Annotated in this window: 21 protein-coding genes; 2 read left to right on the forward strand and 19 right to left on the reverse strand. The window is 70.6% G+C overall.

Annotated elements, in window-relative coordinates; all coding sequences use genetic code 11:
• Window positions 1-79: 79 nt before the first annotated feature.
• The 7 genes from AC5RVZ_RS16730 to AC5RVZ_RS16760 all read right to left on the reverse strand — a co-directional run bounded on the left by AC5RVZ_RS16730 (window position 80) and on the right by AC5RVZ_RS16760 (window position 8,491).
• Window positions 80-916 carry a CAP domain-containing protein gene (locus AC5RVZ_RS16730; protein ID WP_494066886.1) on the reverse strand — a complete coding sequence of 279 codons (837 nt, stop codon included), beginning with the start codon at window positions 914-916 and terminating at the stop codon, window positions 80-82.
• A gap of 78 nt (window positions 917-994) precedes the next feature.
• The gene (gene ilvC, locus AC5RVZ_RS16735) at window positions 995-2,020 is read right to left on the reverse strand and encodes a ketol-acid reductoisomerase (protein ID WP_494066887.1); all 1,026 of its coding nucleotides are present in this window, start codon (window positions 2,018-2,020) and stop codon (window positions 995-997) included.
• Window positions 2,021-2,125: 105 nt separating this feature from the next.
• Window positions 2,126-2,635: an acetolactate synthase small subunit gene (ilvN, locus tag AC5RVZ_RS16740; RefSeq protein WP_494066888.1), complete on the reverse strand. Its 510-nt coding sequence runs from the start codon at window positions 2,633-2,635 to the stop codon at window positions 2,126-2,128.
• Window positions 2,636-2,638: 3 nt separating this feature from the next.
• The gene (locus tag AC5RVZ_RS16745) at window positions 2,639-4,441 is read right to left on the reverse strand and encodes an acetolactate synthase large subunit (protein WP_494066889.1); all 1,803 of its coding nucleotides are present in this window, start codon (window positions 4,439-4,441) and stop codon (window positions 2,639-2,641) included.
• A gap of 47 nt (window positions 4,442-4,488) precedes the next feature.
• Window positions 4,489-6,210, reverse strand: a complete 1,722-nt coding sequence (gene ilvD / locus AC5RVZ_RS16750) for a dihydroxy-acid dehydratase (protein ID WP_494066890.1) — start codon at window positions 6,208-6,210, stop codon at window positions 4,489-4,491.
• Window positions 6,211-6,254: 44 nt separating this feature from the next.
• Window positions 6,255-7,049, reverse strand: coding sequence for a trehalose-phosphatase (gene otsB / locus AC5RVZ_RS16755; protein ID WP_494066891.1), 795 nt, complete (start codon window positions 7,047-7,049; stop codon window positions 6,255-6,257).
• The gene (locus AC5RVZ_RS16760; RefSeq protein WP_494066892.1) at window positions 7,046-8,491 is read right to left on the reverse strand and encodes an alpha,alpha-trehalose-phosphate synthase (UDP-forming); all 1,446 of its coding nucleotides are present in this window, start codon (window positions 8,489-8,491) and stop codon (window positions 7,046-7,048) included. The genes otsB and AC5RVZ_RS16760 overlap by 4 nt, the downstream gene beginning before the upstream one ends.
• Before the next feature lie 133 nt (window positions 8,492-8,624).
• On the opposite strand from AC5RVZ_RS16760, the gene AC5RVZ_RS16765 reads away from it, so the two are divergent.
• Window positions 8,625-8,885 carry a hypothetical protein gene (locus tag AC5RVZ_RS16765; RefSeq protein ID WP_494066893.1) on the forward strand — a complete coding sequence of 87 codons (261 nt, stop codon included), beginning with the start codon at window positions 8,625-8,627 and terminating at the stop codon, window positions 8,883-8,885.
• On the opposite strand, the gene AC5RVZ_RS16770 is transcribed toward AC5RVZ_RS16765, so the two are convergent.
• Genes AC5RVZ_RS16770 through AC5RVZ_RS16785 form a run of 4 tightly spaced genes read right to left on the reverse strand, consistent with a single transcriptional unit; the run spans window position 8,882 to window position 12,014 of the window.
• The gene (locus AC5RVZ_RS16770; protein ID WP_494066894.1) at window positions 8,882-9,325 is read right to left on the reverse strand and encodes a GNAT family N-acetyltransferase; all 444 of its coding nucleotides are present in this window, start codon (window positions 9,323-9,325) and stop codon (window positions 8,882-8,884) included. The genes AC5RVZ_RS16765 and AC5RVZ_RS16770 overlap by 4 nt on opposite strands.
• 43 nt (window positions 9,326-9,368) lie before the next feature.
• The gene (locus AC5RVZ_RS16775) at window positions 9,369-10,553 is read right to left on the reverse strand and encodes an acetyl-CoA C-acetyltransferase (protein WP_494066895.1); all 1,185 of its coding nucleotides are present in this window, start codon (window positions 10,551-10,553) and stop codon (window positions 9,369-9,371) included.
• Entirely contained in the window at window positions 10,550-11,224 is a 675-nt protein-coding gene (locus AC5RVZ_RS16780; RefSeq protein WP_494066896.1) for a CoA transferase subunit B, read from the reverse strand. Before AC5RVZ_RS16780 ends, AC5RVZ_RS16775 begins: the two co-directional genes overlap by 4 nt.
• Window position 11,225: 1 nt before the next feature.
• Window positions 11,226-12,014, reverse strand: coding sequence for a CoA transferase subunit A (locus AC5RVZ_RS16785; RefSeq protein ID WP_494066897.1), 789 nt, complete (start codon window positions 12,012-12,014; stop codon window positions 11,226-11,228).
• Between the two features lie 103 nt (window positions 12,015-12,117).
• Here AC5RVZ_RS16785 and AC5RVZ_RS16790 point away from each other — a divergent pair, with 103 nt between their 5' ends.
• Complete coding sequence (locus tag AC5RVZ_RS16790; protein WP_494066898.1) at window positions 12,118-12,915, forward strand: IclR family transcriptional regulator; 798 nt, start codon at window positions 12,118-12,120, stop codon at window positions 12,913-12,915.
• On the opposite strand, the gene AC5RVZ_RS16795 is transcribed toward AC5RVZ_RS16790, so the two are convergent.
• From AC5RVZ_RS16795 to AC5RVZ_RS16830, 8 genes are read right to left on the reverse strand one after another with little or no spacing between them, the layout of a single operon-like run.
• Window positions 12,887-13,825 carry an alpha/beta hydrolase gene (locus tag AC5RVZ_RS16795; RefSeq protein ID WP_494066899.1) on the reverse strand — a complete coding sequence of 313 codons (939 nt, stop codon included), beginning with the start codon at window positions 13,823-13,825 and terminating at the stop codon, window positions 12,887-12,889. The genes AC5RVZ_RS16790 and AC5RVZ_RS16795 overlap by 29 nt on opposite strands.
• A complete protein-coding gene (locus AC5RVZ_RS16800; RefSeq protein WP_494066900.1) occupies window positions 13,822-14,574 on the reverse strand; it encodes a 3-hydroxybutyrate dehydrogenase in 753 nt (250 codons plus the stop codon). Before AC5RVZ_RS16800 ends, AC5RVZ_RS16795 begins: the two co-directional genes overlap by 4 nt.
• The gene (locus tag AC5RVZ_RS16805; protein WP_494066901.1) at window positions 14,571-15,263 is read right to left on the reverse strand and encodes a TetR/AcrR family transcriptional regulator; all 693 of its coding nucleotides are present in this window, start codon (window positions 15,261-15,263) and stop codon (window positions 14,571-14,573) included. The genes AC5RVZ_RS16800 and AC5RVZ_RS16805 overlap by 4 nt, the downstream gene beginning before the upstream one ends.
• Window positions 15,260-16,870, reverse strand: coding sequence for a class I adenylate-forming enzyme family protein (locus AC5RVZ_RS16810; RefSeq protein ID WP_494066902.1), 1,611 nt, complete (start codon window positions 16,868-16,870; stop codon window positions 15,260-15,262). Before AC5RVZ_RS16810 ends, AC5RVZ_RS16805 begins: the two co-directional genes overlap by 4 nt.
• Entirely contained in the window at window positions 16,867-18,000 is a 1,134-nt protein-coding gene (locus AC5RVZ_RS16815; RefSeq protein WP_494066903.1) for a branched-chain amino acid ABC transporter permease, read from the reverse strand. The genes AC5RVZ_RS16810 and AC5RVZ_RS16815 overlap by 4 nt, the downstream gene beginning before the upstream one ends.
• Window positions 17,997-18,872, reverse strand: coding sequence for a branched-chain amino acid ABC transporter permease (locus AC5RVZ_RS16820; protein WP_494066904.1), 876 nt, complete (start codon window positions 18,870-18,872; stop codon window positions 17,997-17,999). Before AC5RVZ_RS16820 ends, AC5RVZ_RS16815 begins: the two co-directional genes overlap by 4 nt.
• The gene (locus AC5RVZ_RS16825; protein ID WP_494066905.1) at window positions 18,869-19,585 is read right to left on the reverse strand and encodes an ABC transporter ATP-binding protein; all 717 of its coding nucleotides are present in this window, start codon (window positions 19,583-19,585) and stop codon (window positions 18,869-18,871) included. The genes AC5RVZ_RS16820 and AC5RVZ_RS16825 overlap by 4 nt, the downstream gene beginning before the upstream one ends.
• On the reverse strand, window positions 19,582-20,382 hold the full coding sequence (locus AC5RVZ_RS16830) for an ABC transporter ATP-binding protein (RefSeq protein ID WP_494066906.1): 801 nt from the start codon (window positions 20,380-20,382) through the stop codon (window positions 19,582-19,584). Before AC5RVZ_RS16830 ends, AC5RVZ_RS16825 begins: the two co-directional genes overlap by 4 nt.
• Window positions 20,383-20,384: the final 2 nt, after the last annotated feature.

Below are 20,384 nucleotides of genomic sequence, written 5' to 3' on the forward strand. Positions count from 1 at the left end.
TAGGGGTGCCCCTATCCTGCCACAGACATCGGATGTCTGAGAGCGGACGTGCGGCGAGGGAGATGCGAGGACGACCCGATCAGCGGGCGCGACCGAGCAGACGCCGCACAGGCGGGATGAGGAGCCCCGCTGCCAGGCCGACGGAGAGGGCGCCGACGAGCCAGGGCCAAGCGGGGGCCGGCGGAGCTGCCGCCGCGGCCGTCTTCTGAGCTGCCGTGACGCGCGCGGTGGCCGTCGGGCGTGGCGACGCGCTCTCCGATGGCGACGCCGCCGCCGTCGGGCTCGACGGCGCCGGCGTGGGAGGCGGCGCCGTCTCGGACGGCTGGGGTGCGGGGGCCGCCGGGGGCGGAGCCTCCGCAGGGGCGGCAGGAGCCGGAGCGGCGGGCGCCGGCTGGGGGGCGGCGGCAGGCGGCGCCGGAGCCGGCAGGCCGCTGCCCGGGTAGGTCGCGAAGACCTGCACGGCCCACGTCGTGCCGCCGGCGGCGATCAGCGCGACGCCGATGTCGGTGAACCCGCCGAGGATGTTGGCGCGGTGCCCGGGCGAATTCATCCATCCTTCGTGCACGGCGGCGCCGCCGGCGTAGCCCTGCGCGACATTCTCGCCCCAGCGCGTCCACCCGCCAGGGATCTGCTGACCCACCGACGGGTTGTGGCTGAGCGTGCCGCTCGAAGCCATCTGCTCGGCCCAATGCAGCGCGACGGCATCCAGCGCGCCGTTGCGGACGAGGCCTCCCAGGCCGTTGGCCGCGCGCGCGTCGTTCGCGAGCGCGACGATCGCACCTTCGTCGTACGCGGCCGCGGGCGCCGGGACGCCGCCGACGGCGACGAGCATCGCGAGCAGCATGCCGGCTACGAGGGACGCGAGCGACCGGCGCCCTGCAGGCGTCCGGCGGCTGATCTCGGGGGTCGTGGGCACCACGGGATCCTACGTGACGCCGCATGAGAAAGGGCCGTCCCCTTGTGGGGGACGGCCCTGGCCTGTTGACGGCGAGGATCAGCGCGCCGCGGAGCCCTCGACGTAGCCCTCGTCCTGCTGCTTCCACGCGAACAGCGCGCGCAGCTCCTTGCCGACCGCCTCGATCGGGTGCTGAGCCGCCTTCTCGCGCAGCTCGAGGAACTCCTTCGCGCCGTTGTCCTGGTCGTCGATGAACCGCTTCGCGAACGCACCCGACTGGATGTCGGCGAGGACCGCCTGCATGTTCTCCTTGACGTGCGGGTCGATCACGCGCGGGCCCGACACGTAGTCGCCGTACTCGGCGGTGTCGGAGACCGACCAGCGCTGCTTGGCGATGCCGCCCTCCCACATGAGGTCGACGATGAGCTTCAGCTCGTGGAGCACCTCGAAGTAGGCGATCTGCGGCTGGTAGCCGGCCTCGGTGAGGGTCTCGAAGCCGTACTGCACGAGCTGCGACACGCCACCGCACAGGACGGCCTGCTCGCCGAACAGGTCGGTCTCGGTCTCCTCGGTGAAGGTGGTCTTGATGACGCCGGCGCGCGTGCCGCCGATGGCCTTGGCGTACGACAGGGCCGTCTGCCATGCGGTGCCGGAGGCGTCCCGCTCGACGGCGATGATGTCGGGGATGCCGCGGCCCGCGACGTACTCACGACGGACCGTGTGGCCGGGCGCCTTCGGCGCGACGAGGATGACATCCACGCCTTCGGGCGCCTGGATGTATCCGAAGCGGATGTTGAACCCGTGCGCGAAGGCGAGCGTCTTGCCGGCGCTCAGCTTGTCCTTGATGCTCTCGTTGTAGATCGAGCGCTGGTGCTGGTCGGGCGCCAGGATCATGATGAGGTCGGCCCACTCGGCGGCGTCGGCCACCGACTTGACCTCGAAGCCCTCGTCCTGCGCCTTCTCGGTCGACTTCGAGCCTTCCTTGAGCGCGATGACGACCTCGACCCCCGAGTCGCGGAGGTTCAGAGCGTGCGCGTGGCCCTGCGAGCCGTAGCCCACGATCGCCACCTTCTTGTTCTGGACGATGCTCAGGTCGGCGTCGGCGTCGTAGAAGATCTCAGCCATCTTCGTTGTTTCTCCTTGTGTTATCCGGTCGTTGAGCGACACATCGACTCGCTTCGCCCGCTCGGTGCGGCTCTGCGCGCGACGGTTCGCTCCTGGTCTGTGGGGTCAGCCGCGCAGCACGCGCTCGGTGATGCTCTTGCCGCCGCGCCCGATGGCCAGCAGGCCCGACTGCGCGAGCTCCTTGATCCCGAAGGGCTCGAGCGCGCGCAGAAACGCCTCGACCTTCCCCTTGTCGCCGGTGACCTCCACCACGAGGGCGTCGGCTGCATAGTCGACGATCTGAGCGCGGAAGAGGTTCACCACCTCGAGTACGTTCGAGCGGGTCTGGTTGTCGGCGCGCACCTTGATGAGCATGTGCTCGCGCTGCACCGACGCGGTGGGGTCGAGCTCGACGATCTTAATGACGTTGACGAGCTTGTTCAGCTGCTTGGTCACCTGCTCCAGCGGCAGCTCCTCGACATCCACGACGACCGTGATGCGGGACAGGCCCGGCACCTCGGTCACACCCACGGCGAGGGATTCGATGTTGAAGCCGCGGCGGGCGAACAGCCCGGCCACCCGGGTGAGCAGACCCGGCTTGTCCTCGACCAGAAGGCTCAGCACGTGACTCGACATCTGTCAGGCCTCCTTGTCGAACGACGGGGCGTGGTCGCGGGCGTACTGCACGTAGCTGTTGCTGACGCCCTGCGGGACCATGGGCCACACCATCGCGTCAGCACTCACGACGAAGTCGATGACGACGGGGCGGTCGTTCGTCGCCAGCGCCGTACGGATCGCGGCATCCACGTCCTCTTCCTTCTCGACGCGCAGCGCGAGGCATCCGTACGCCTCGGCCAGCTTCACGAAGTCCGGGATGCGGACGGTGTCGTGTCCGGTGTTCAGGTCGGTGTTCGAGTGACGTCCGCCCAGGAACAGCGTCTGCCACTGGCGCACCATGCCCAGCGAGGAGTTGTTGATGATCGCGACCTTGATCGGGATGTTGTTGATCGCGCAGGTGGCGAGCTCCTGGTTGGTCATCTGGAAGCAGCCGTCGCCGTCGATCGCCCACACGACGCGGTCGGGGTCGGCCACCTTGGCGCCCATCGCGGCGGGCACGGCGTAGCCCATCGTGCCGGCGCCGCCGGAGTTGAGCCAGGAGTTGGGGCGCTCGTACTTGATGAACTGCGCCGCCCACATCTGGTGCTGGCCGACGCCGGCGGCGTAGATCGCCTCGGGCCCCGTCAGCTCGCCGATGCGGGTGATGACGTGCTGCGGCGAGAGGAGGCCGTCCTCCGTCGGCGAATATCCGAGCGGGAACTCGTCGCGCAGCCCGTCGAGGTAGGACCACCACTGGTCGATGTCCGGTGCGGTCCCGTCGGCCGCCGCGCGGAAGGCGGTCGCCAGGTCGACCAGCACGTCCTTGAGGTCCCCCACGATCGGCACGTCGGCGGTGCGGATCTTGGAGATCTCGGCGGGATCGATGTCGACGTGGACGACCTTCGCGTGCGGCGCGAACGCGTCGGCCTTGCCTGTGACGCGGTCGTCGAAGCGGGCGCCGAGGGCGACGATCAGGTCGGATTCCTGCAGCGCCAGGACGGCCGGCACCGTGCCGTGCATGCCGGGCATCCCGAGGTGCTGCGGGTGCGAGTCGGGGAAGGCACCGCGGGCCATGAGCGTGGTCACCACGGGCGCCTTGGTCGCCTCGGCGAAGGTGCGCAGCTCGTCCGCGGCCTGCGCGCGGATGACACCGCCGCCGACGTAGAGCACCGGCTTCTTGGCCTCGGCGATCATCTGCGCCGCGGCCTGGATCTGCTTGCCGTGCGCCTTGGTCACCGGCCGGTAGCCGGGCAGATCGACCTTGGGCGGCCACACGAACGGCGCCGACATCTGCTGCGCGTCCTTGGTGATGTCCACGAGCACAGGGCCGGGGCGGCCGGTGCCGGCGATCTCGAACGCCGCCGCCAGCGCGCCGGGGATGTCCTCGGCCCGCTTGACGAGGAAGGAGTGCTTGGTGATCGGCATCGTGATGCCGACGATGTCGGCTTCCTGGAACGCGTCGGTGCCCATGAGGTGGCTGAACACCTGCCCGGTGATGCACACCAGGGGCACCGAGTCCATGTAGGCGTCGGCGATCGCGGTGACGAGGTTCGTGGCGCCCGGGCCGCTGGTGGCGATGGCCACGCCGATCTTGCCCGTCGCCGCGGCGTACCCCTCGGCGGCGTGCCCGGCGCCCTGCTCGTGGCGCACGAGGATGTGCCGCACGGCCTCGTCGTCCAGGAGCGGGTCGTAGACCGGCATGATCGCTCCGCCCGGGATGCCGAAGACGTCGGTGACGCCGAGCAGATCGAGCGAGCGGACGACCGCCTGCGCGCCCGTGAGCACGGGCGCAGCGGCGGTGCGAGCGGGTGGCCGCGGGATCGCGGCGGCGGTTTCGGCGGGCATGGTGAGAATCCTCGATGTATCGGTCGGAGGGATGTCGGAAGCCGAGCTCAACCCGTGGTGGCGCCCTCCGCAGCGGAGCGCACGAGACGGGAGTACTTGGCAAGGACGCCACGGGTATAGCGCGGAGGAAGGGGCTCCCAGCCAGAGCGGCGGGAGCTCAGCTCGGACTCGTCGACGAGTAGGTCGAGGGAGCGAGCCGCGATATCGACCCGTATCAGATCACCATCGCGCACGAAGGCGATGGGACCGGCGTCCACCGCTTCGGGTGCTATGTGGCCGATGCACAGGCCGGTTGTGCCGCCTGAGAATCGTCCGTCCGTCAAGAGTAGTACATCTTTTCCGAGCCCAGCGCCCTTGATGGCGGCGGTGATCGCGAGCATCTCGCGCATGCCCGGGCCGCCCTTGGGGCCCTCATAGCGGATGACCACCACATCGCCGGGGTTGATCTCCCCCGCCTCCAGCGCATCCATCGCCGCGCGCTCGCGCTCGAACACCCGTGCCGGTCCCTCGAACACGGCGGCGTCGAAGCCGGCGGTCTTCACGACCGCACCCTCGGGAGCGAGCGAGCCGTGCAGGATCGTGATGCCGCCGGTCGCGTGGATCGGATCGTCGAAGCTGTGGATGACGGTGCCGTCCACCGGGTCGGGATCGAGGTCGGCGAGGTTCTCGGCCAGGGTCTTGCCGGTGACCGTGAGGGCGTCGCCGTGCAGCAGACCCTCGTCGAGCATCGCCTTCATGATGACCGGGATGCCGCCGTGGCGGTCGACGTCGTTCATGACGTACTTCCCGAACGGCTTCATGTCGGCCACGTGCGGCACCTTGTCGCCGATGCGGTTGAAGTCGTGCAGGCTCAGGTCGACGTCCGCCTCGCGGGCGATCGCGAGGAGGTGCAGCACGACGTTCGTGGAGCCGCCCAGCGCCATCGCGAGGGCGATCGCGTTCTCGAACGCCTCCTTGGTCAGGATGTCCCGCGTCGTGATGCCCTGGCGGAGCAGGTTCACGACAGCCTCGCCCGAGCGGTGCGCGAAGTAGTCGCGACGGCGGTCGGCCGACGGCGGGGCAGCCGAGCCCGGGAGGCTCAGTCCGAGCGCCTCGGCCACCGAGGCCATCGTGTTGGCGGTGTACATGCCGCCGCACGCGCCCTCACCGGGGGCGATCGCGCATTCGATGCGCTTGAGGTCGGCCTCGCTCATCTTGCCCGCGAGGCAGGCGCCCACGGCCTCGAACGAGTCGATGATCGTGACGTCCTTCTCGGTGCCGTCGCTCAGCTTGACCCACCCGGGGGCGATCGAGCCGGCGTAGAGGAAGACGCTCGACAGGTCCAGACGTGCCGAGGCCATCAGCATGCCCGGGATCGACTTGTCGCAGCCGGCCAGCAGGACGGAGCCGTCGAGGCGCTCGGCCATCATGACCGTCTCCACGGAGTCGGCGATGACCTCGCGCGAGACGAGCGAGAAGTGCATGCCCTCATGGCCCATCGAGATGCCGTCCGACACCGAGATGGTGCCGAACTGCAACGGGTAGCCGCCGCCGGCGTGGACCCCTTCCTTGGCGCCCTGCGCGAGCCGGTCGAGGCTGAGGTTGCACGGCGTGATCTCGTTCCAGCTGGACGCGATGCCGATCTGGGGCTTGTCCCAGTCCTCGTCGCCCATGCCCACCGCGCGAAGCATGCCGCGCGACGTCGTGGCTTCGATGCCGTCGGTGACGACGCGGCTGCGGGGCTTGATATCGATCGTGGCGCTGTCGGGTGCGGGGAACGACTGGGGCATTCTGGAAGTCTATTCCCGCTCGGCGGGTGCCTCTTGCGCCGCCGCTAGTGCCGCCGGCGAACCCGTTCGTCGGCGAGGTGCGACAGCAGCGCCGCCATCGCGGGGATGTCGGGGACGCTCACCGCTGCGGCCGTGGGCCCCGGCCCCACATGCACGCCGAGGTCATCGCCGCCGAGGCTCTTCAGCGCGTCCTCGTCGGTGACGTCGTCGCCGGCGAACAGCACGGCGGAGGCATCCGTCCTGGCGCGCAGCTCGGCGACCGCGGAGTCCTTGCCCTCGTGACGGAACGCGTACTCGACGATGTTGTGCCCGGTGCGGCGCCGCCATCGGGGCGCTTCGGCGGCGACGAGGGCGTCGACGATGCGGTTCGCCTCGTGCGCGTGCGCGGGCGTCGCCCGGCGCGTGTGGACGCCGAAGCCGAAGGTCTTCGGCTCGATCCAGACGCCGTCCAGATGCGCCGTCGCCTGCTCGGCGCGGTGCCGCAGCTCGTCGCGCAGCCGGACATCGGCGTCGTCCTCGCCATGACGCACCACGCCCTCACCCGGCATCCAGTACTCGGCGCCGTGCGAGCCGGCCAGGAGCACGGCGGAGTCGTCGTCGTGCTCGGCGATGACCCGCAGGTCGACCAGGCTGCGCCCCGACACGAGCGCCACGACCGTCGCGGGCGCCCCGGCCAGTGCCTCCACCGCGGCGCGAGCGGCCGGATGCATGCGGGCGTCCATCGGCTCGTCCTCGAGGGGCGACAGCGTGCCGTCGAAGTCGAGGGCCACCAGGAGCCGGTCGGCCGCCGCGATGCGCGCGACCGCCGCTTCGACGTCGCCCGCGGCGCCCGCGATCACGCGTGGACCTCCGCAGAGTTCCGCGTGTCGCTCTTGTGGCGCCTGGCGTCGTCGAGGGCGTCGAGGAAGGACTTGGACCACCGCGCGACGTCGTACTCCATCACGCGGCGGCGCAGCGCCCGCATGCGCCGCCCCTGCTCCGAGGGAGGCATCTCGATGGCGCGCATGATGGCGTCCTTCATGCCGTCGATGTCGTGCGGGTTGATGCGGATCGCACTCGGCAGCTCGTCGGCGGCGCCCGCGAACTCGCTGAGCACCAGCACGCCGCGATTGTCGATGCGCGAGGCGACGTACTCCTTCGCGACGAGGTTCATGCCGTCTCGCAGGGCCGTCACCAGCATGACGTCCGCCGCCAGGAACAGCGCCACCATCTCCTCGCGCGGATACGCCTGATGCAGATACCGGATCGCGGTGTGATCCATGGTGTCGAAGTCGCCGTTGATGCGCCCGACCGTCAGCTCGATCTCGTCGCGCAGCTGCACGTACGCCTCGACGCGCTCACGACTGGGGCTGGCCACCTGCACGAGCGTGACGTCGCCGACGTTGATGCGCCCGTCCTCGAGCAGCTCGCCGAACGCCTTGAGGCGATGGCGGATGCCCTTGGTGTAATCCAGTCGGTCAACGCCCAGCAGGATCTTCTTCGGGTTGCCGAGGCTCTCGCGGATCTCGGCCGCGCGCGCACGGATGTCCTCGCGCTGTGCGAGCTCGATGTAGGACGAGGCGTCGATCGAGATGGGGAACGCCTTCGCGAGCGCGTTGCGGGTCGTGCCGTCCGGTTCGGGGACGGTGATCCCGGACGCCTTGGTCGGGTAGCGCAGCTGTCGCCGCACCGCCCGGGCGAAGTTGCCGGCGTCGGCGACGCGCTGGAAGCCGATGACGTCGGCGCCGAGCAGGCCCTCGAGCACCTGACGACGCCACGGCAGCTGGGAGTAGAGGCCGTATGCGGGGAAGGGGATGTGGTGGAAGTACCCGATCGTCAGATCCGGCCGCGCCTCTCGGAGCATGCGGGGCACGAGCTGCAGCTGGTAGTCCTGCACCCACACCATGGCGCCTTCGGCCGCCACCTCGGCGGCGGCCTTCGCGAAGCGCTCGTTGACACGGACGTAGGTGTCCCACCACACCCGCCGGTACCGGGGCTCGGCGATCACGTCGTGGTACAGCGGCCAGAAGGTGTCGTTGGACATGCCCTCGTAGTACTTCTCGACCTCGTCGGCACTGAGCGAGACGGGAACGAGGAAGGTGCCTTCGAACTCGAACGGGTCCACCTCGACGTCGGCCTGCCCGGGCCAGCCCACCCATGCGCCATCGGCGCGTCGCATGACGGGTTCGAGGGCGGTCACCAGTCCACCGGGCGACCGGCGCCACCCGTTCTCGCCGTCGGCGTCCACGACGCGGTCGACGGGTAGGCGGTTGGCGACGACGACGAGTTCGGCCTGGGTCACACGGTCTCCTGAGCTGGCGGGGCGAGGTGAGCCCAGGCTAACAGCGGCCTCCCGCCCCTCCCCTGCCCTTGACGTCCGCCGCCGTCGATGTCAAGGGCACCCCGGCGACACGCCGCAGCGCTAGCGTGTGCGTATGCGCAAGTACCTCTTCGGCACCGGGCTGCTCACCGCGATCACGGGTGGGGTGACGCTCCTGCGGGGGCTGCGCGAGCATGAGCCGTTCACGTGGCGGACAGCGCTGGCGTGGGCGAGCTGGGCCATCTCGCTGGCCCTCGCCGTCGGCGCGATCGTCGACACGCGGCGTGCAGCACGCGGCGGGCTCATCGCGCACGACTCCCCCGTCCACGGCCGGGAGCAGAAGCTGCTCAAGCGCCGCGTCGAGGGCCGCCGCTAATCCAGCGTGATCTCGTAGTGCACGAAGCCCGTCGCCCGGGCGACTCTGTCGTACAGCGCGCGGGCGGGGGCGTTGTCGTCGGCGGTCAGCCAGTAGACCTTGGCGGCGCCGGTCCTCTCCGCCCAGGACCGCACGTGCTCGATCAGCGCACGCCCGGCGCCTGCACCGCGGGCGGAGCGGTCGACGAACAGGTCCTCGAGGTAGCAGTAGACGCCGGTGGTCCAGGTGGCGGAGTGTGTGAGCCAGTGCACGAGGCCGATCGCCCGTCCGTCGTCGAGGCGCGCGAGGGCGCCGTGCAGCTCCTCGTCGGCGACGACGCGCGCGAACGTCGCCTCGGTGACCTCGGGCGGCACCGTGGCCTTGTAGAAGGCGAGGTAGCCGCGCCACAGCTCGTCCCAGTCGCCGCGGTCGGCGGGGGTGACCCGGGTGATGGTCGTCATGGTGCGCCACCATACCCCGCGCCGCGCACCGCCGCCGTGCGGGTCACCGTGTGAGGATCAGCGCGTCGCCCTGACCGCCGCCGCCGCACAGCGCGACGGCGGCCGTGCCGCCGCCACGGCGGACCAACTCATGCACGGCGTGCACGACGAGGCGATTGCCCGATGCCCCGATGGGGTGGCCGAGGGCGATCCCGCCGCCGTGCGGGTTGACCACATCGTCCGAGAGGCCGAGTTCCGCCTGCGAGCGCACGACGACAGCGCCGAAGGCCTCGTTGAGCTCGACGATGTCGAGATCCGTAGGGGCGAGACCCTGCTTGGCGCACGCCTTCTCGATCGCCCGCGCGGGCTGGGAGTGCAGGGAGTTGTCGGGGCCCGCCACCTGACCGGAGGCGCCCACGACCGCGAGCACCTCCCAGCCGTTCTCATCGGCATGGGCGCGGGTCGTGAGCACCACCGCCGACGCGCCGTCGGAGATCTGGGAGGAGTTCCCCGCCGTGATCGACCCGCCTTGCGCGAACGCGGGACGCAGACCGGCGAGGGTCTCGACGGTGGTGTCGGGGCGGATGCCCTCGTCCCTGCTGACCACGACCGGATCGCCCTTGCGCTGCGGGATCTCGACGGGCACGATCTCGGCGTCGAAGAGCCCGTCCCGCTGCGCTGCCGCGGCGCGTTGGTGCGAGCGCGCGGCGACGGCATCCTGCGCCTCGCGGGTGACCTCGAGTCGCTCGTTGTGGCGCTCCGTGGACGCCCCCATGCTCTCGCGGTCGTACGCGTCGGTGAGGCCGTCGTACGCCATGTGGTCGAGCACCTCGATCGAGCCGTACGACCAGCCCTCCCGCGAGCCGGTGAGCAGGTGCGGCGCGCGGGTCATCGACTCCATACCCGCCGCGACCACGACGGTCGCGTCGCCGAACGCGATCATGCGCGCGGCGTCGATCACGGCGGTCAGCCCTGACAGGCACACCTTGTTGATCGAACCGGAGTGCACGCTCCACGGGATGCCCGCCCCCACGGCCGCCTGCCGCGCGGGGTTCTGGCCGGAGCCGGCCGGGAGCACCTGGCCGACGAGCACCGCGTCGACGGCGTCGGCGGGGACGCCGCCCCTCTCGAGCGCGCCCCGGATCGCGGCGCTGCCGAGCTGGACGGCGGTCAGCGGCGCCAGCTGGCCCTTCAGTCGCCCCTGCGGCGTGCGCGCGGCGGCGACGATGACGACGTCGTCGTGGTTCATGCCTCCACCTTAAGTTCGTCCAGGACGATGTGGACGCTGTCGGCCACGCGCAGCTCCGGCTCGGTCGCGGCGATCACGTCATCGATCGACACGCCCGGCGCGACCTCGACGAGCTCGAGCCCGCTGTCGGTCACGTCGATCACCGCGAGATCCGTGATGATGCGGTCGACGACCCCGCGCCCGGTCAGCGGCAGCGAGCACTCGCGCACGATCTTGGGACTGCCGTCCTTGGCGACGTGCTCCATGAGGACGATGACCTTGCCCGCGCCGTGCACGAGATCCATCGCGCCCCCGGGACCCTTGACCATCTTGCCGGGGATCATCCAGTTGGCGAGGTCGCCGCCGGCCGACACCTGCATCGCGCCGAGGATGGCGGCATCGATCTTGCCGCCGCGGATCATCCCGAAGCTCGTCGCGGAATCGAAGAACGCCGCGCCCGGCAGAGTGGTCACGGTCTCCTTGCCGGCGTTGATGAGATCGGGGTCGACCTGCTCCTCGGTCGGGTAGGGCCCGACCCCGAGGATCCCGTTCTCGGACTGCAGCACGACGGTGACACCCTCGGGCACGTGGTTCGGCACGAGCGTCGGCAGTCCGATGCCGAGATTCACGTACGCGCCGTCTGCCAGCTCGCGTGCCGCGCGGGCGGCCATCTCGGTGCGGCTCAGTGCCATGTCAGGCTCCTTCGGTCGGGCGGGAAGACGCGGACACGGTGCGCCGCTCGATGCGCTTCTCGATGTCGGGCCCCACCTCCACGATGCGGTGCACGTAGATGCCGGGCAGATGGATGCCGTCCGGGTCGAGCTCGCCCGGCTCCACCAGCTCCTCGACCTGTGCGATGCAGACGCGCCCGGCCATCGCCGCGAGCGGGTTGAAGTTGCGCGCCGACTTGTTGAAGACGAGGTTGCCGTGCCGGTCGCCTCGGAGGGCGTGCACGAGGGCGAAGTCGGTGACGATGGCCTCTTCGAGCACGTAGTCCCGTGCCGTGCCGTCGACGTCGAATGTGCGCACGTCCTTCACGGGCGAGGCGACCGCGACGCCGCCGGCTCCGTCGTAGCGCCGCGGCAGTCCACCCTCGGCCACCTGGGTGCCCACGCCGGTCTGCGTGTAGAACGCGGCGATCCCGGCGCCTCCGGCACGCAGCTTCTCGGCGAGCGTGCCCTGGGGAGTCAGCTCCAGCTCGAGCTCCCCCGAGAGGAACTGACGCTCGAACTCCTTGTTCTCACCCACATACGACGACGTCATCTTGCGGATGCGCTTGGCATTCAGCAGGATGCCCAGGCCCCAGTCATCGACCCCGCAGTTGTTGCTGACGATGCTGAGGTCTTTCGTGCCCTGCGCCAGCAGCGCCTCGATGAGCGCGATGGGGTTGCCCGAGAGCCCGAACCCTCCGACCGCCAGCGACGCCCCGTCGGGGATGTCGGCGACGGCCTCGGCCGCCGATGCCCAGGTCTTGTCGATCACGTGCCACTCCTTCGTTGCCGATCAAATCCATCCTGCCGCTTCCACCTGGCGAAGGCATCCGCCCTCTTGCCATCTGGAAGGGCGGTGCCGTAGCGTCCACGATATGGACAGCACCGCCCGATCGACGCGTCGCACGGTCCCAGGCGCCCAGTCGATCGCGCGCGCCGCGCACCTGCTGCGCCTGGTGACGTCGGCCGGCGCCGACGGCATGACGGTCGCTGAGCTGGCGCGGCGGTCCGACCTCACCCGGCCCACCGCTCATCGCCTTCTCACCGCTCTGCGCCACGAGGGCCTCGTCGATCAGGACGACCGCGCGGGCCGCTGGATGCCAGGGCCGGAGCTGTACCTCATGGGCACGGTCGCCGCCTCGCGGTACGACGTCACGGCGATCGCGCGCGACATCGTGCGCTCACTGGCGGTGCGCACCGAGGAGAGCGCGTTCCTGTCGGTGCGGCGCGGCGACGAGACGGTGTGCCTGCTGCGTGAGGAGGGCAGCTTCCCGATCCGCTCGTTCGTCCTGTCCGAGGGCGTCCGATTCCCGCTCGGCGTCGCCTCCGCCGGGCTGGCCATCCTGGCGTTCCTGCCACCTCACGATGTGGACGCGTATCTGGAGCGTCACCCGGAGCTCGGCGAGGACTGGGGCGGTGCGCACGCCGAGTCCCGGCTGCGCGCGCGGCTGCGCGAGACGAAGGAACGAGGCTACGCCGTCAACCCCGGTCTGATCGTCGAAGGCAGCTGGGGCCTGGGCGCCGCGGTGTTCACGCGCGAAGGCCATCCGCAGTGGGCGCTGAGCCTCACGGGCGTGCAGTTCCGTTTCGGGCCGGATCGGCTGCCGGAGCTGGGCCGCACGCTGCTCGCGCACGCGCACCAGCTCACGACGCGGATCGCCGCGAGCCGCTGACCGTCGGGACCGCGGCGAGCTCGGCGCGCACCACCTCCGCCACCACGCCCGCTCCACCGGGGCTCATCACGATCGTGTAGTGATTGAATCCGTCCACGCGCTCATGGACGATGCCGGGGTGCGCCGAGAGGACGCGCGCGAGGTACTCCGGCGCGTACAGGCCGGGCGGCTCGTCCTGGAGTCCCCGCGGTGCCGTCACGAGCCGGACGGGATGCCGCAGGTGCGTCAGGGCGTCCGGCAGGACGGTCCCGGCGTTCATGTCGACCGTGTCTTCCGCGGTCGTCTGGTAGCTGGTGGCCGGCCGCAGCGCCCCCTCGCCGTCGTCGACGAGGTCGTACTCGAGGTAGCGCTCGAGCTCCGGCGTCCAGGCGTCCCGGAAGGCGGGGTGGCGGCGCCAGAACTCCAGGTACTCCCCCACGTCGGCGAACCGCATCGACAGCCGCGCGGCGGTCGGCCCGAGCACGCCCGCCACGAGCGCGTCGGTGTCCAGTCCTGCAGGCACATCCAGCGGCATGCCGCCGTCGATCAGGACGAGCCGCGAGACGCGCTCCGGGTACAGGTGCGCGAACACGACGGCGACGAACGCGCCCATCGAGTGGCCGACGACGAGCGCCTGCTCGACGCCGAGGGCGTCGAGGGCAGCGGCGAGATCGGCCGCATGCGCACGCATGCCCGCAGAGCCCCGGAGGCCGTTGCTCGCGCCGCGTCCCCGGAGATCCGGAGCGATCGCCCGCACCCCCGGCAGGCGCTCGACGACGAGGGGCCACGCGAGGTGCGACGAGGTGACACCGTGGATCAGCAGGACGTCCTGCGCGGCGACGGCGGGAGGGTCGGGCTCCCAGACGGCGACCCGGAGATCGCCGCCGTCGACGGGCACGCCGACGGTGGAATAGCTGTGCGTCCGGGTCACCGCGCCGTCCATCCGCCGTCCATCGTGTACGACGCGCCCGTGACCATGCCGGCCTTGTCGGAGACGAGCCAGCCGGCGAGCGAGGCGACCTCGTCGGCCTCCACCAGACGCTTGATGGCCGTCTCGGTGAGCATGATCTTCTCGACGACTTCGTCCTCCGGGATGCCGTGGACGGCGGCCTGGTCGGCGATCTGCTTCTCGACCAGGGGCGTGCGCACGTACGCCGGATTGATGCAGTTGCTCGTCACCCCGTGGGGCGCTCCCTCCAGCGCGGTGACCTTCGAGAGTCCCTCGAGACCGTGCTTGGCCGAGACGTACGCGGACTTGAAGGCGCTCGCACGCAGTCCATGCGCGCTGGAGATGTTGACGATGCGCCCCCACCCTCGCTCGTACATCGTCGGCAGCGCGGCACGGATGAGAAGGAACGGGGATTCGAGCATGAGGCGCAGCAGCAGCCGGAAGGTGTCGGGGTCGTATTCCGTGATCGGGCTCACCCGCTGGATGCCGGCGTTGTTGACGAGGATGTCGACATCGAGCGTCAGGTCGTCGAGGGCCGAGGTGTCGGACAGGTCGACGACCCAGGCTTCGCCGCCGACGGCTTCCGCGGCCGCGGAAGCCGCGTCGCCGTTGAGGTCCGCGACCACCACGTGCGCCCCACGACCGGCGAACTCGTGCGCGCAGGCCAGCCCGATCCCGCTCGCGCCGCCCGTGACGAGTGCGCGCTTGCCGGCGAGGTCCCGATCGGTCATTCCTGCTCCTTCCGAGTGCCCGCGTCGCGACGGGGCGCGAGGGCGTTGTCGATGAGCCGGGCCATCCCCGCGAGGACGCGCGGGTCGAGCTCGGCGGGTGGACGGCCGTCCGCTCCGCGTTCCCACAGCAGGAAGCGCATGCCGATGAGCTCGCCCATGCCCATCAGCGCCCAGGCCGTGGTCTCGGGATCCAGTGCGCGATCGACATCGCCGGCCTGTTGCGCGGCTCGCAGTCCCGCTTCGTATCCCTCGACGATGCGGGTGTAGTGCAGTCGCAGCACCTCCGGCGAGACGAACTCGGCCTCGCGCACGACGCGGTACAGCGCCGGGTGCTCCGCGGTGAAGCGGAAGAACCCGGAGAAGCCGGCGCGCTCGGCCTCCAGACGCGAGGAGGCGCCGGCCATGGCCTCGGACATCGAGTGCCGCACGCGGCGGTTGAGGTCGATGACGAGCGCCTCGAAGATCGACTGCTTGCTGTCGAAGTACAGGTAGAACGTTCCCAGGCCGATGCCGGCCCGCTCTGTGATCTTCACGATGGAGGCTTCGTGGTATCCCTGCTCCGCGAAGACCGCTTCCGCCGCCTCGAGCAGGCGTCGCCTCGTCGCCTCGCCGCGCTTGGTCAGCGGCCGCCCTGTCGCCGGCGACACCAGCCCCTCTCCGTCTTCGACGAGCTCGTGGGGAAGACTCATCGCGGCACCTCCTTCGTCGACGCGCCGCGCGCCGCGGTGGCGCCTTCCGCCATCATCTCGCGCGCTCGCGCGCGCAGACGCGCGCGAGCGATCTTCTCGATCGTCGAGCGCGGCAGCGCATCGACGAACTCGACCCGGACCGGGACCTTGAACGCGGCGAGATTGCGGCGCGCGTGCGCGAGCACCTCGTCGCTCGAGAGCGCGGCGTGCGGCGCCGGGACGACGAAGGCGAAGCCGCGCTCGCCCCACACCGGGTCGGAGACGCCCACCACGGCGGCCGCCTCGATCAGCGGATGCAGGCAGAGGGCGTGCTCGACCTCCGCGGGCGCGACGTTCTCTCCGCCGGAGATGAAGATGTCCTTGAGCCGGTCGACGATGCGGAAGACGCCGTCGGCGTCGCGCGACACGACGTCGCCGGTGCGCAGCCACTCGCCGCTCATGGCCCGGGCGGTGGCGTGGTCGTCGTCGAGATACCCGGCGAAGACGCTCGGGCCCTTGACCCACAGCTCCCCGACCGCTTCACCTTCGAGCGTGAGGCCTGTCTCGGGGTCCACCACGCGCACCGACACGTAGGGGTAGGGCCGGCCGACCGCCCCGGACGCACGCTCTGCTTCGCCTGCGGGCTGATGGAGCACGTTGGGCGCCGCCTCGGTGAGACCGTAGCCCTGGGTGAGCGGGACGCCCCGCCTGGTCCACTCCTCCTGCAGCGAGGACGGCATGGTGGCACCGCCGACCAGGGCCAGGCGCAGCGAGGAGATGTCGGTGGCGGCCCAGTCCCGGTCGCCCGCCAGCATGCTGTACTGCGTCGGCACGCCCATCATCGCCGTCACGCGCCGGTCCTCGATCAGCCGGAGCACGCGAGAGGGATGGAACGACCGCTCGAGCACCACGGTGGCTCCCACCCACCAGGCCAGCAGCGGCTGGCAGTTCCACGCCGCGACATGGAACTGCGGAAGCATCGCCAGCACCACGTCCTCCGCGGTGAGCGGGAGGGCCTGCGCGAGGGCGAGGTTCGTCCAGAAGCAGTTCGCGTGCGTCAGGACGACGCCTTTCGGGGCGGCCTCGCTGCCCGACGTGAAGATCACCAGGAGCGGATCGTCGTCGCGGACCGGACGGCGCTCGCGCGGCCGCCGTGCGGCGGGAACGGATGCCTCGATGCCGGTCGTCCCCAGCACCGCGACGGCAGGCATCCGGTCCTCCGCGGCGACGGCCCGCAGGGCCTCGCCGGCGAGTGACGCGTGCTCGTCCTCGATCAGCACCAGGGCCGGGGCCGATCGCGACAGCAGATCGGCGAGCTCGCGCGGCGTGAGGCGCCACGACAGCGGCATGAAGGCCACGCCGGCGAGCGCGCATGCGAAGAAGGCCACGACATGATCGGTGGAGTTGCCTGAGACCGTGCCGATGCGGTCGCCGGGACCGTAGGCGGCGCGCCGGAGCTTCTCCGCCAGCTCGGTCGCGCGTCCGGCGAGCGTGGCGTAGTCCGTCCGGACGCCGCGGTCGTCGATGGCGGTCAGCTGCGGCGTCCGGGCGGCCCGGTCGACGAGCCACCGGCCGATCGTGTGCGGACCGTCCTCGATGTCGGGGGCGAGCGCCATGTCCCACGTCATGCGCGCAGCTCCGCGGGGGTCTCTGCGGGCTCGTCGGCGTCGTCGATCTGCTGCAGCAGTCCGCGCGCCTTCTCTCCGCGGCGACGTCGTCGAGCGGCATCGATGGTGCCGGCGATCCCGCCGGGAAGGAACATCACCACGAGGATGAACAGCACACCGAACAGGAACAGCGGCTCGGAGAGCGGCACCCGCAGCACATCGGGGAGGCCCGCGATCATCTCGGATCCGGCGAGGACCGTCAGGCGCTGGTCGAGCAGCGTGTAGAGCACGCCGCCGACGATCGCACCCCAGCGGAACCCCACACCACCGAGCACCACCATGACCAGGACCGTGATGGTGAGGTCGGCCGACACCGCGCGCGGCACCGTGCCGGACTGCAGCAGCATGTACGCCACGCCCGCGAGGCTCGCGAGGATCGCGGCGATGACGAAGACGACCAGCCGCACCCGGTACGGCGACAGGCCGAGGACGCGCACGCGCTGCTCGTTCTCACGGGTCGCCCGAGCGAGATGCCCCAGGCGCGACGTGTCGACCCACAGCACGACGAGGTAGACGACGACGAGGACGGCCAGCGCGAACCAGTAGAGGTTGCGCGTGTTGACCACGCCCACGAGGAAGTCCGGCACCTGGGCGGTGTTCAGACTCAGACCCTCCTCGCCACCTGTCACCTGCGAATTGCGTCGCACAAGCACCGAGCCGGCTTGCGCGAACGCGAGCGTGACCATGGCGAACGGGATGCCGGACACGCGCATCGACACCGCGCCTGTCACCAGGGCGATGACCATCCCGCCCACCAGCGCGATGAACACGCCGGGCCACAGCGGCACGCCGAAGTGCTCGAGCGCGATTCCGAGCCCGTACGCGCCGGCGCCGAAGTACAGCGCGTGCCCGAACGACAGCATCCCGCCTGATCCCAGGAGCAGGTTGTACGACAGAGCGAGGGCGGCGAACACCATGCACAGCGACAGCAGCGCCAGCGTGCCCGGCATGTAGGTCGGTGTCGGAAGGATCCCCGGGAGCGACAGGTTCAGCAGCGGCAGCACCGCCATGAAGACCACGAGGGCCGCGCCCATCAGGGCGGGCACGTGATGACGCAGGCTCACGCGCTGCGACGCGGACGCGGCGGTCATGCCTTCCTCCCCAGAAGTCCGCTCGGCCGCACCAGCAGCACCAGCGCGAGCAGGATCACGACGATGAAGTCACCGGTTCCGCCCAGATAGAAGTTGGCGAACTGCTGCAGGACCGCGACGAGCACCGAGGCGACCGCGGCGCCGGTGAGCGAGCCGAGCCCGCCGACCACCGTGACGATGAACGCGAAGATCAGCAGCGTCTGGCCCAGGTGCGCCGAGACGAAGGTCGAGTAGTGCATCGCGAGCACACCGCCGATGCCGGCCGCGGCGCCGCCGATCGCGAACACCAGCGTGAAGGAGCGCCGCACGTCGATGCCGAGCGCCGTGACCATCGAGCGGTTCTCGACCCCGGCGCGGATGATCATCCCGTAGCGCGTCTTCTGGAGGAACAGCACCAGTGCGACCAGGACGAGCAGGGCGGCGATCATGAGCACCCAGTAGGTGTTCGGAATCCGGGCGCCCAGCACCTCCGTCGTCTGCCGCAGCCACCCGGGCCCGGCGATGTGGATCGGGTCGGTGCCCCAGATGCCCTCGAAGAGGGCGACGGCGGCGAAGGACAGACCGACGGTGACCAGCACCTGCTCGATGTGCCGCTCGTACAGCGGACGGATGAGGACGAGCTCGGTGAGGGTGGCGAAGGCGGCACCGACCGCCGCCCCCACGAGGAGGGACACCGAGAACGAGCCCCATGAGTCCGTGCCGAGCGCCTGCGCGACGAGCCAGCCCGTGAAGGCGCTGAGAGTGAGGAACGCGCCGTGGGCGAAGTTCAGCACGTGCATGAGGCCGTAGATCAGGCTCAGACCGCTGGCGACGAGGAAGTACAGCGCGCCGAGGCCCACGCCGGTGATGAGAGTGAGGACGAGCGAGCTCATGCGGCCGCCTCCGTGTGGACGCCGAGGAGCCGTCGGGTGAGGTCCTCATCGTCGAGGATGTCGCGGGCCTTGCCGGTGTGGACCACCCGGCCGCCGGCGATCACGATGGCGTCGTCGGCGAGACGCCGCACGACCTCGAGGTTCTGCTCCACCAGGAGCATCGGCACGGTCTTCGACGCCTCCTGGAGGGCGCCGGCGACCTCGCTGACGATCTTCGGCGCCAGACCCTTCGTCGGCTCGTCGACCAGGAGGAGGCGGTTGTCGTTGATCAGCGCGCGCGCCACCGACACCATCTGCTGCTGACCGCCCGAGAGGGTTCCGGCCTGCTGGTCGCGCCGCTCGACGAGGTCGGGGAAGAGCTGGGCGACGAAGTCTCGTCGCGGTGCCTTCTGCCGCTCCGCGAGCGCGAGGTTCTCGGCGACGGTGAGCTTGGCGAACACCTCCCGGTCCTCGGGAACGTAGCCGACGCCGCGCCGCACGATGCGGTGCGTGGGCAGGCCGTCGATGCGCTCGCCCGCGAGTCTCACCTCACCACGGCGGTGGATGAGTCCGAGGATGCCGCGAAGCGTCGACGTCTTGCCCACGCCGTTGCGGCCGAGCACCGCGGTGATGCCGGTCGCCGGGACGTCTAAGGAGACGTCTTCGACCACCTGCTGTCCGCCGATGGTGCAGCGCAGGCCTCGGACGGTGAGGATGGGTTCGCCGGTGCTCATGCTGCCGCCGTCCCGAGGTACGCGCTCTGCACGAGCGGATCGTCCATGATCCGCTGCGGCGTGTCGTACGCGATGATGCTTCCGAAGTACATCACCGCGACCTTCTCGACCAGGCCCATGAGCACGTCGATGTGGTGCTCGACCATGAGGACGGTGCAGCCCTTCTCGCGCTGCATGTCGCGGATGTTCTCCACCAGCCCCGCGACGTCGCCGGACGCGACACCCGCCATGGGCTCGTCGAGCAGCACGATGCGCGCCTCGGTGGCCAGCAGCACCGCGATCTCGAGTTTGCGCTTGTCTCCGTGTGAGATGTCGCCGGCAGCGGCCTCGAGCTTGTGGCCGAGGCCGACGGCCTCGAGTTTGGCGATCGCCAGCTCTGTCGCGGCATCCGTCCTCCGAGGGAAGCGCAGCAGCGATCCGGAGCCGCCGAGCGCCACCTGCGCGGCCAGGCGCGCGTTCTCGAGCACCGACAGCTGCGGGAAGAGGCTCGAGGTCTGGAAGGTGCGCCCCAGTCCCGCCCGTGCCCGGGCGGGGACCGACGCCGTCGTGATGTCGTGGCCGTCCAGCAGGACCCGTCCGGCGGTGGGCCGGACGAGACCGGACACCGCGTTGAACAGCGTCGTCTTGCCGGCGCCGTTGGGTCCGATGACGCCGACGAGGGAGCCGGCGGCGACATCGAGCGCGACATCCTTCAGAATGGTCGCTCCCCCGATCTGCAGGCCGAGCGACTCGACCTGCAGTCGGGCGCCGCGACCCGCGGTCTCCGCTGCGGGGGTGGACGGGACAGTGGTGCTCATCG

The organism is Arthrobacter sp. Cza30, from assembly GCF_059090765.1.

Excerpts from the sequence above, each read along its gene's own strand:
- AC5RVZ_RS16770 (WP_494066894.1), bottom strand. The coding sequence starts at position 9,325 with ATGACGACCATCACCCGGGTCACCCCCGCCGACCGCGGCGACTGGGAC.
- AC5RVZ_RS16810 (WP_494066902.1), bottom strand. The coding sequence starts at position 16,870 with ATGACGTGGGACATGGCGCTCGCCCCCGACATCGAGGACGGTCCGCAC.
- AC5RVZ_RS16800 (WP_494066900.1), bottom strand. The coding sequence starts at position 14,574 with ATGACCGATCGGGACCTCGCCGGCAAGCGCGCACTCGTCACGGGCGGC.
- ilvC (WP_494066887.1), bottom strand. The coding sequence starts at position 2,020 with ATGGCTGAGATCTTCTACGACGCCGACGCCGACCTGAGCATCGTCCAG.
- AC5RVZ_RS16790 (WP_494066898.1), top strand. The coding sequence starts at position 12,118 with ATGGACAGCACCGCCCGATCGACGCGTCGCACGGTCCCAGGCGCCCAG.
- AC5RVZ_RS16820 (WP_494066904.1), bottom strand. The coding sequence starts at position 18,872 with ATGAGCTCGCTCGTCCTCACTCTCATCACCGGCGTGGGCCTCGGCGCG.
- AC5RVZ_RS16825 (WP_494066905.1), bottom strand. The coding sequence starts at position 19,585 with ATGAGCACCGGCGAACCCATCCTCACCGTCCGAGGCCTGCGCTGCACC.
- AC5RVZ_RS16780 (WP_494066896.1), bottom strand. The coding sequence starts at position 11,224 with ATGGCACTGAGCCGCACCGAGATGGCCGCCCGCGCGGCACGCGAGCTG.
- ilvD (WP_494066890.1), bottom strand. The coding sequence starts at position 6,210 with ATGCCCCAGTCGTTCCCCGCACCCGACAGCGCCACGATCGATATCAAG.
- AC5RVZ_RS16805 (WP_494066901.1), bottom strand. The coding sequence starts at position 15,263 with ATGAGTCTTCCCCACGAGCTCGTCGAAGACGGAGAGGGGCTGGTGTCG.
- AC5RVZ_RS16815 (WP_494066903.1), bottom strand. The coding sequence starts at position 18,000 with ATGACCGCCGCGTCCGCGTCGCAGCGCGTGAGCCTGCGTCATCACGTG.
- AC5RVZ_RS16830 (WP_494066906.1), bottom strand. The coding sequence starts at position 20,382 with ATGAGCACCACTGTCCCGTCCACCCCCGCAGCGGAGACCGCGGGTCGC.
- ilvN (WP_494066888.1), bottom strand. The coding sequence starts at position 2,635 with ATGTCGAGTCACGTGCTGAGCCTTCTGGTCGAGGACAAGCCGGGTCTG.
- AC5RVZ_RS16775 (WP_494066895.1), bottom strand. The coding sequence starts at position 10,553 with ATGAACCACGACGACGTCGTCATCGTCGCCGCCGCGCGCACGCCGCAG.
- AC5RVZ_RS16745 (WP_494066889.1), bottom strand. The coding sequence starts at position 4,441 with ATGCCCGCCGAAACCGCCGCCGCGATCCCGCGGCCACCCGCTCGCACC.
- AC5RVZ_RS16765 (WP_494066893.1), top strand. The coding sequence starts at position 8,625 with ATGCGCAAGTACCTCTTCGGCACCGGGCTGCTCACCGCGATCACGGGT.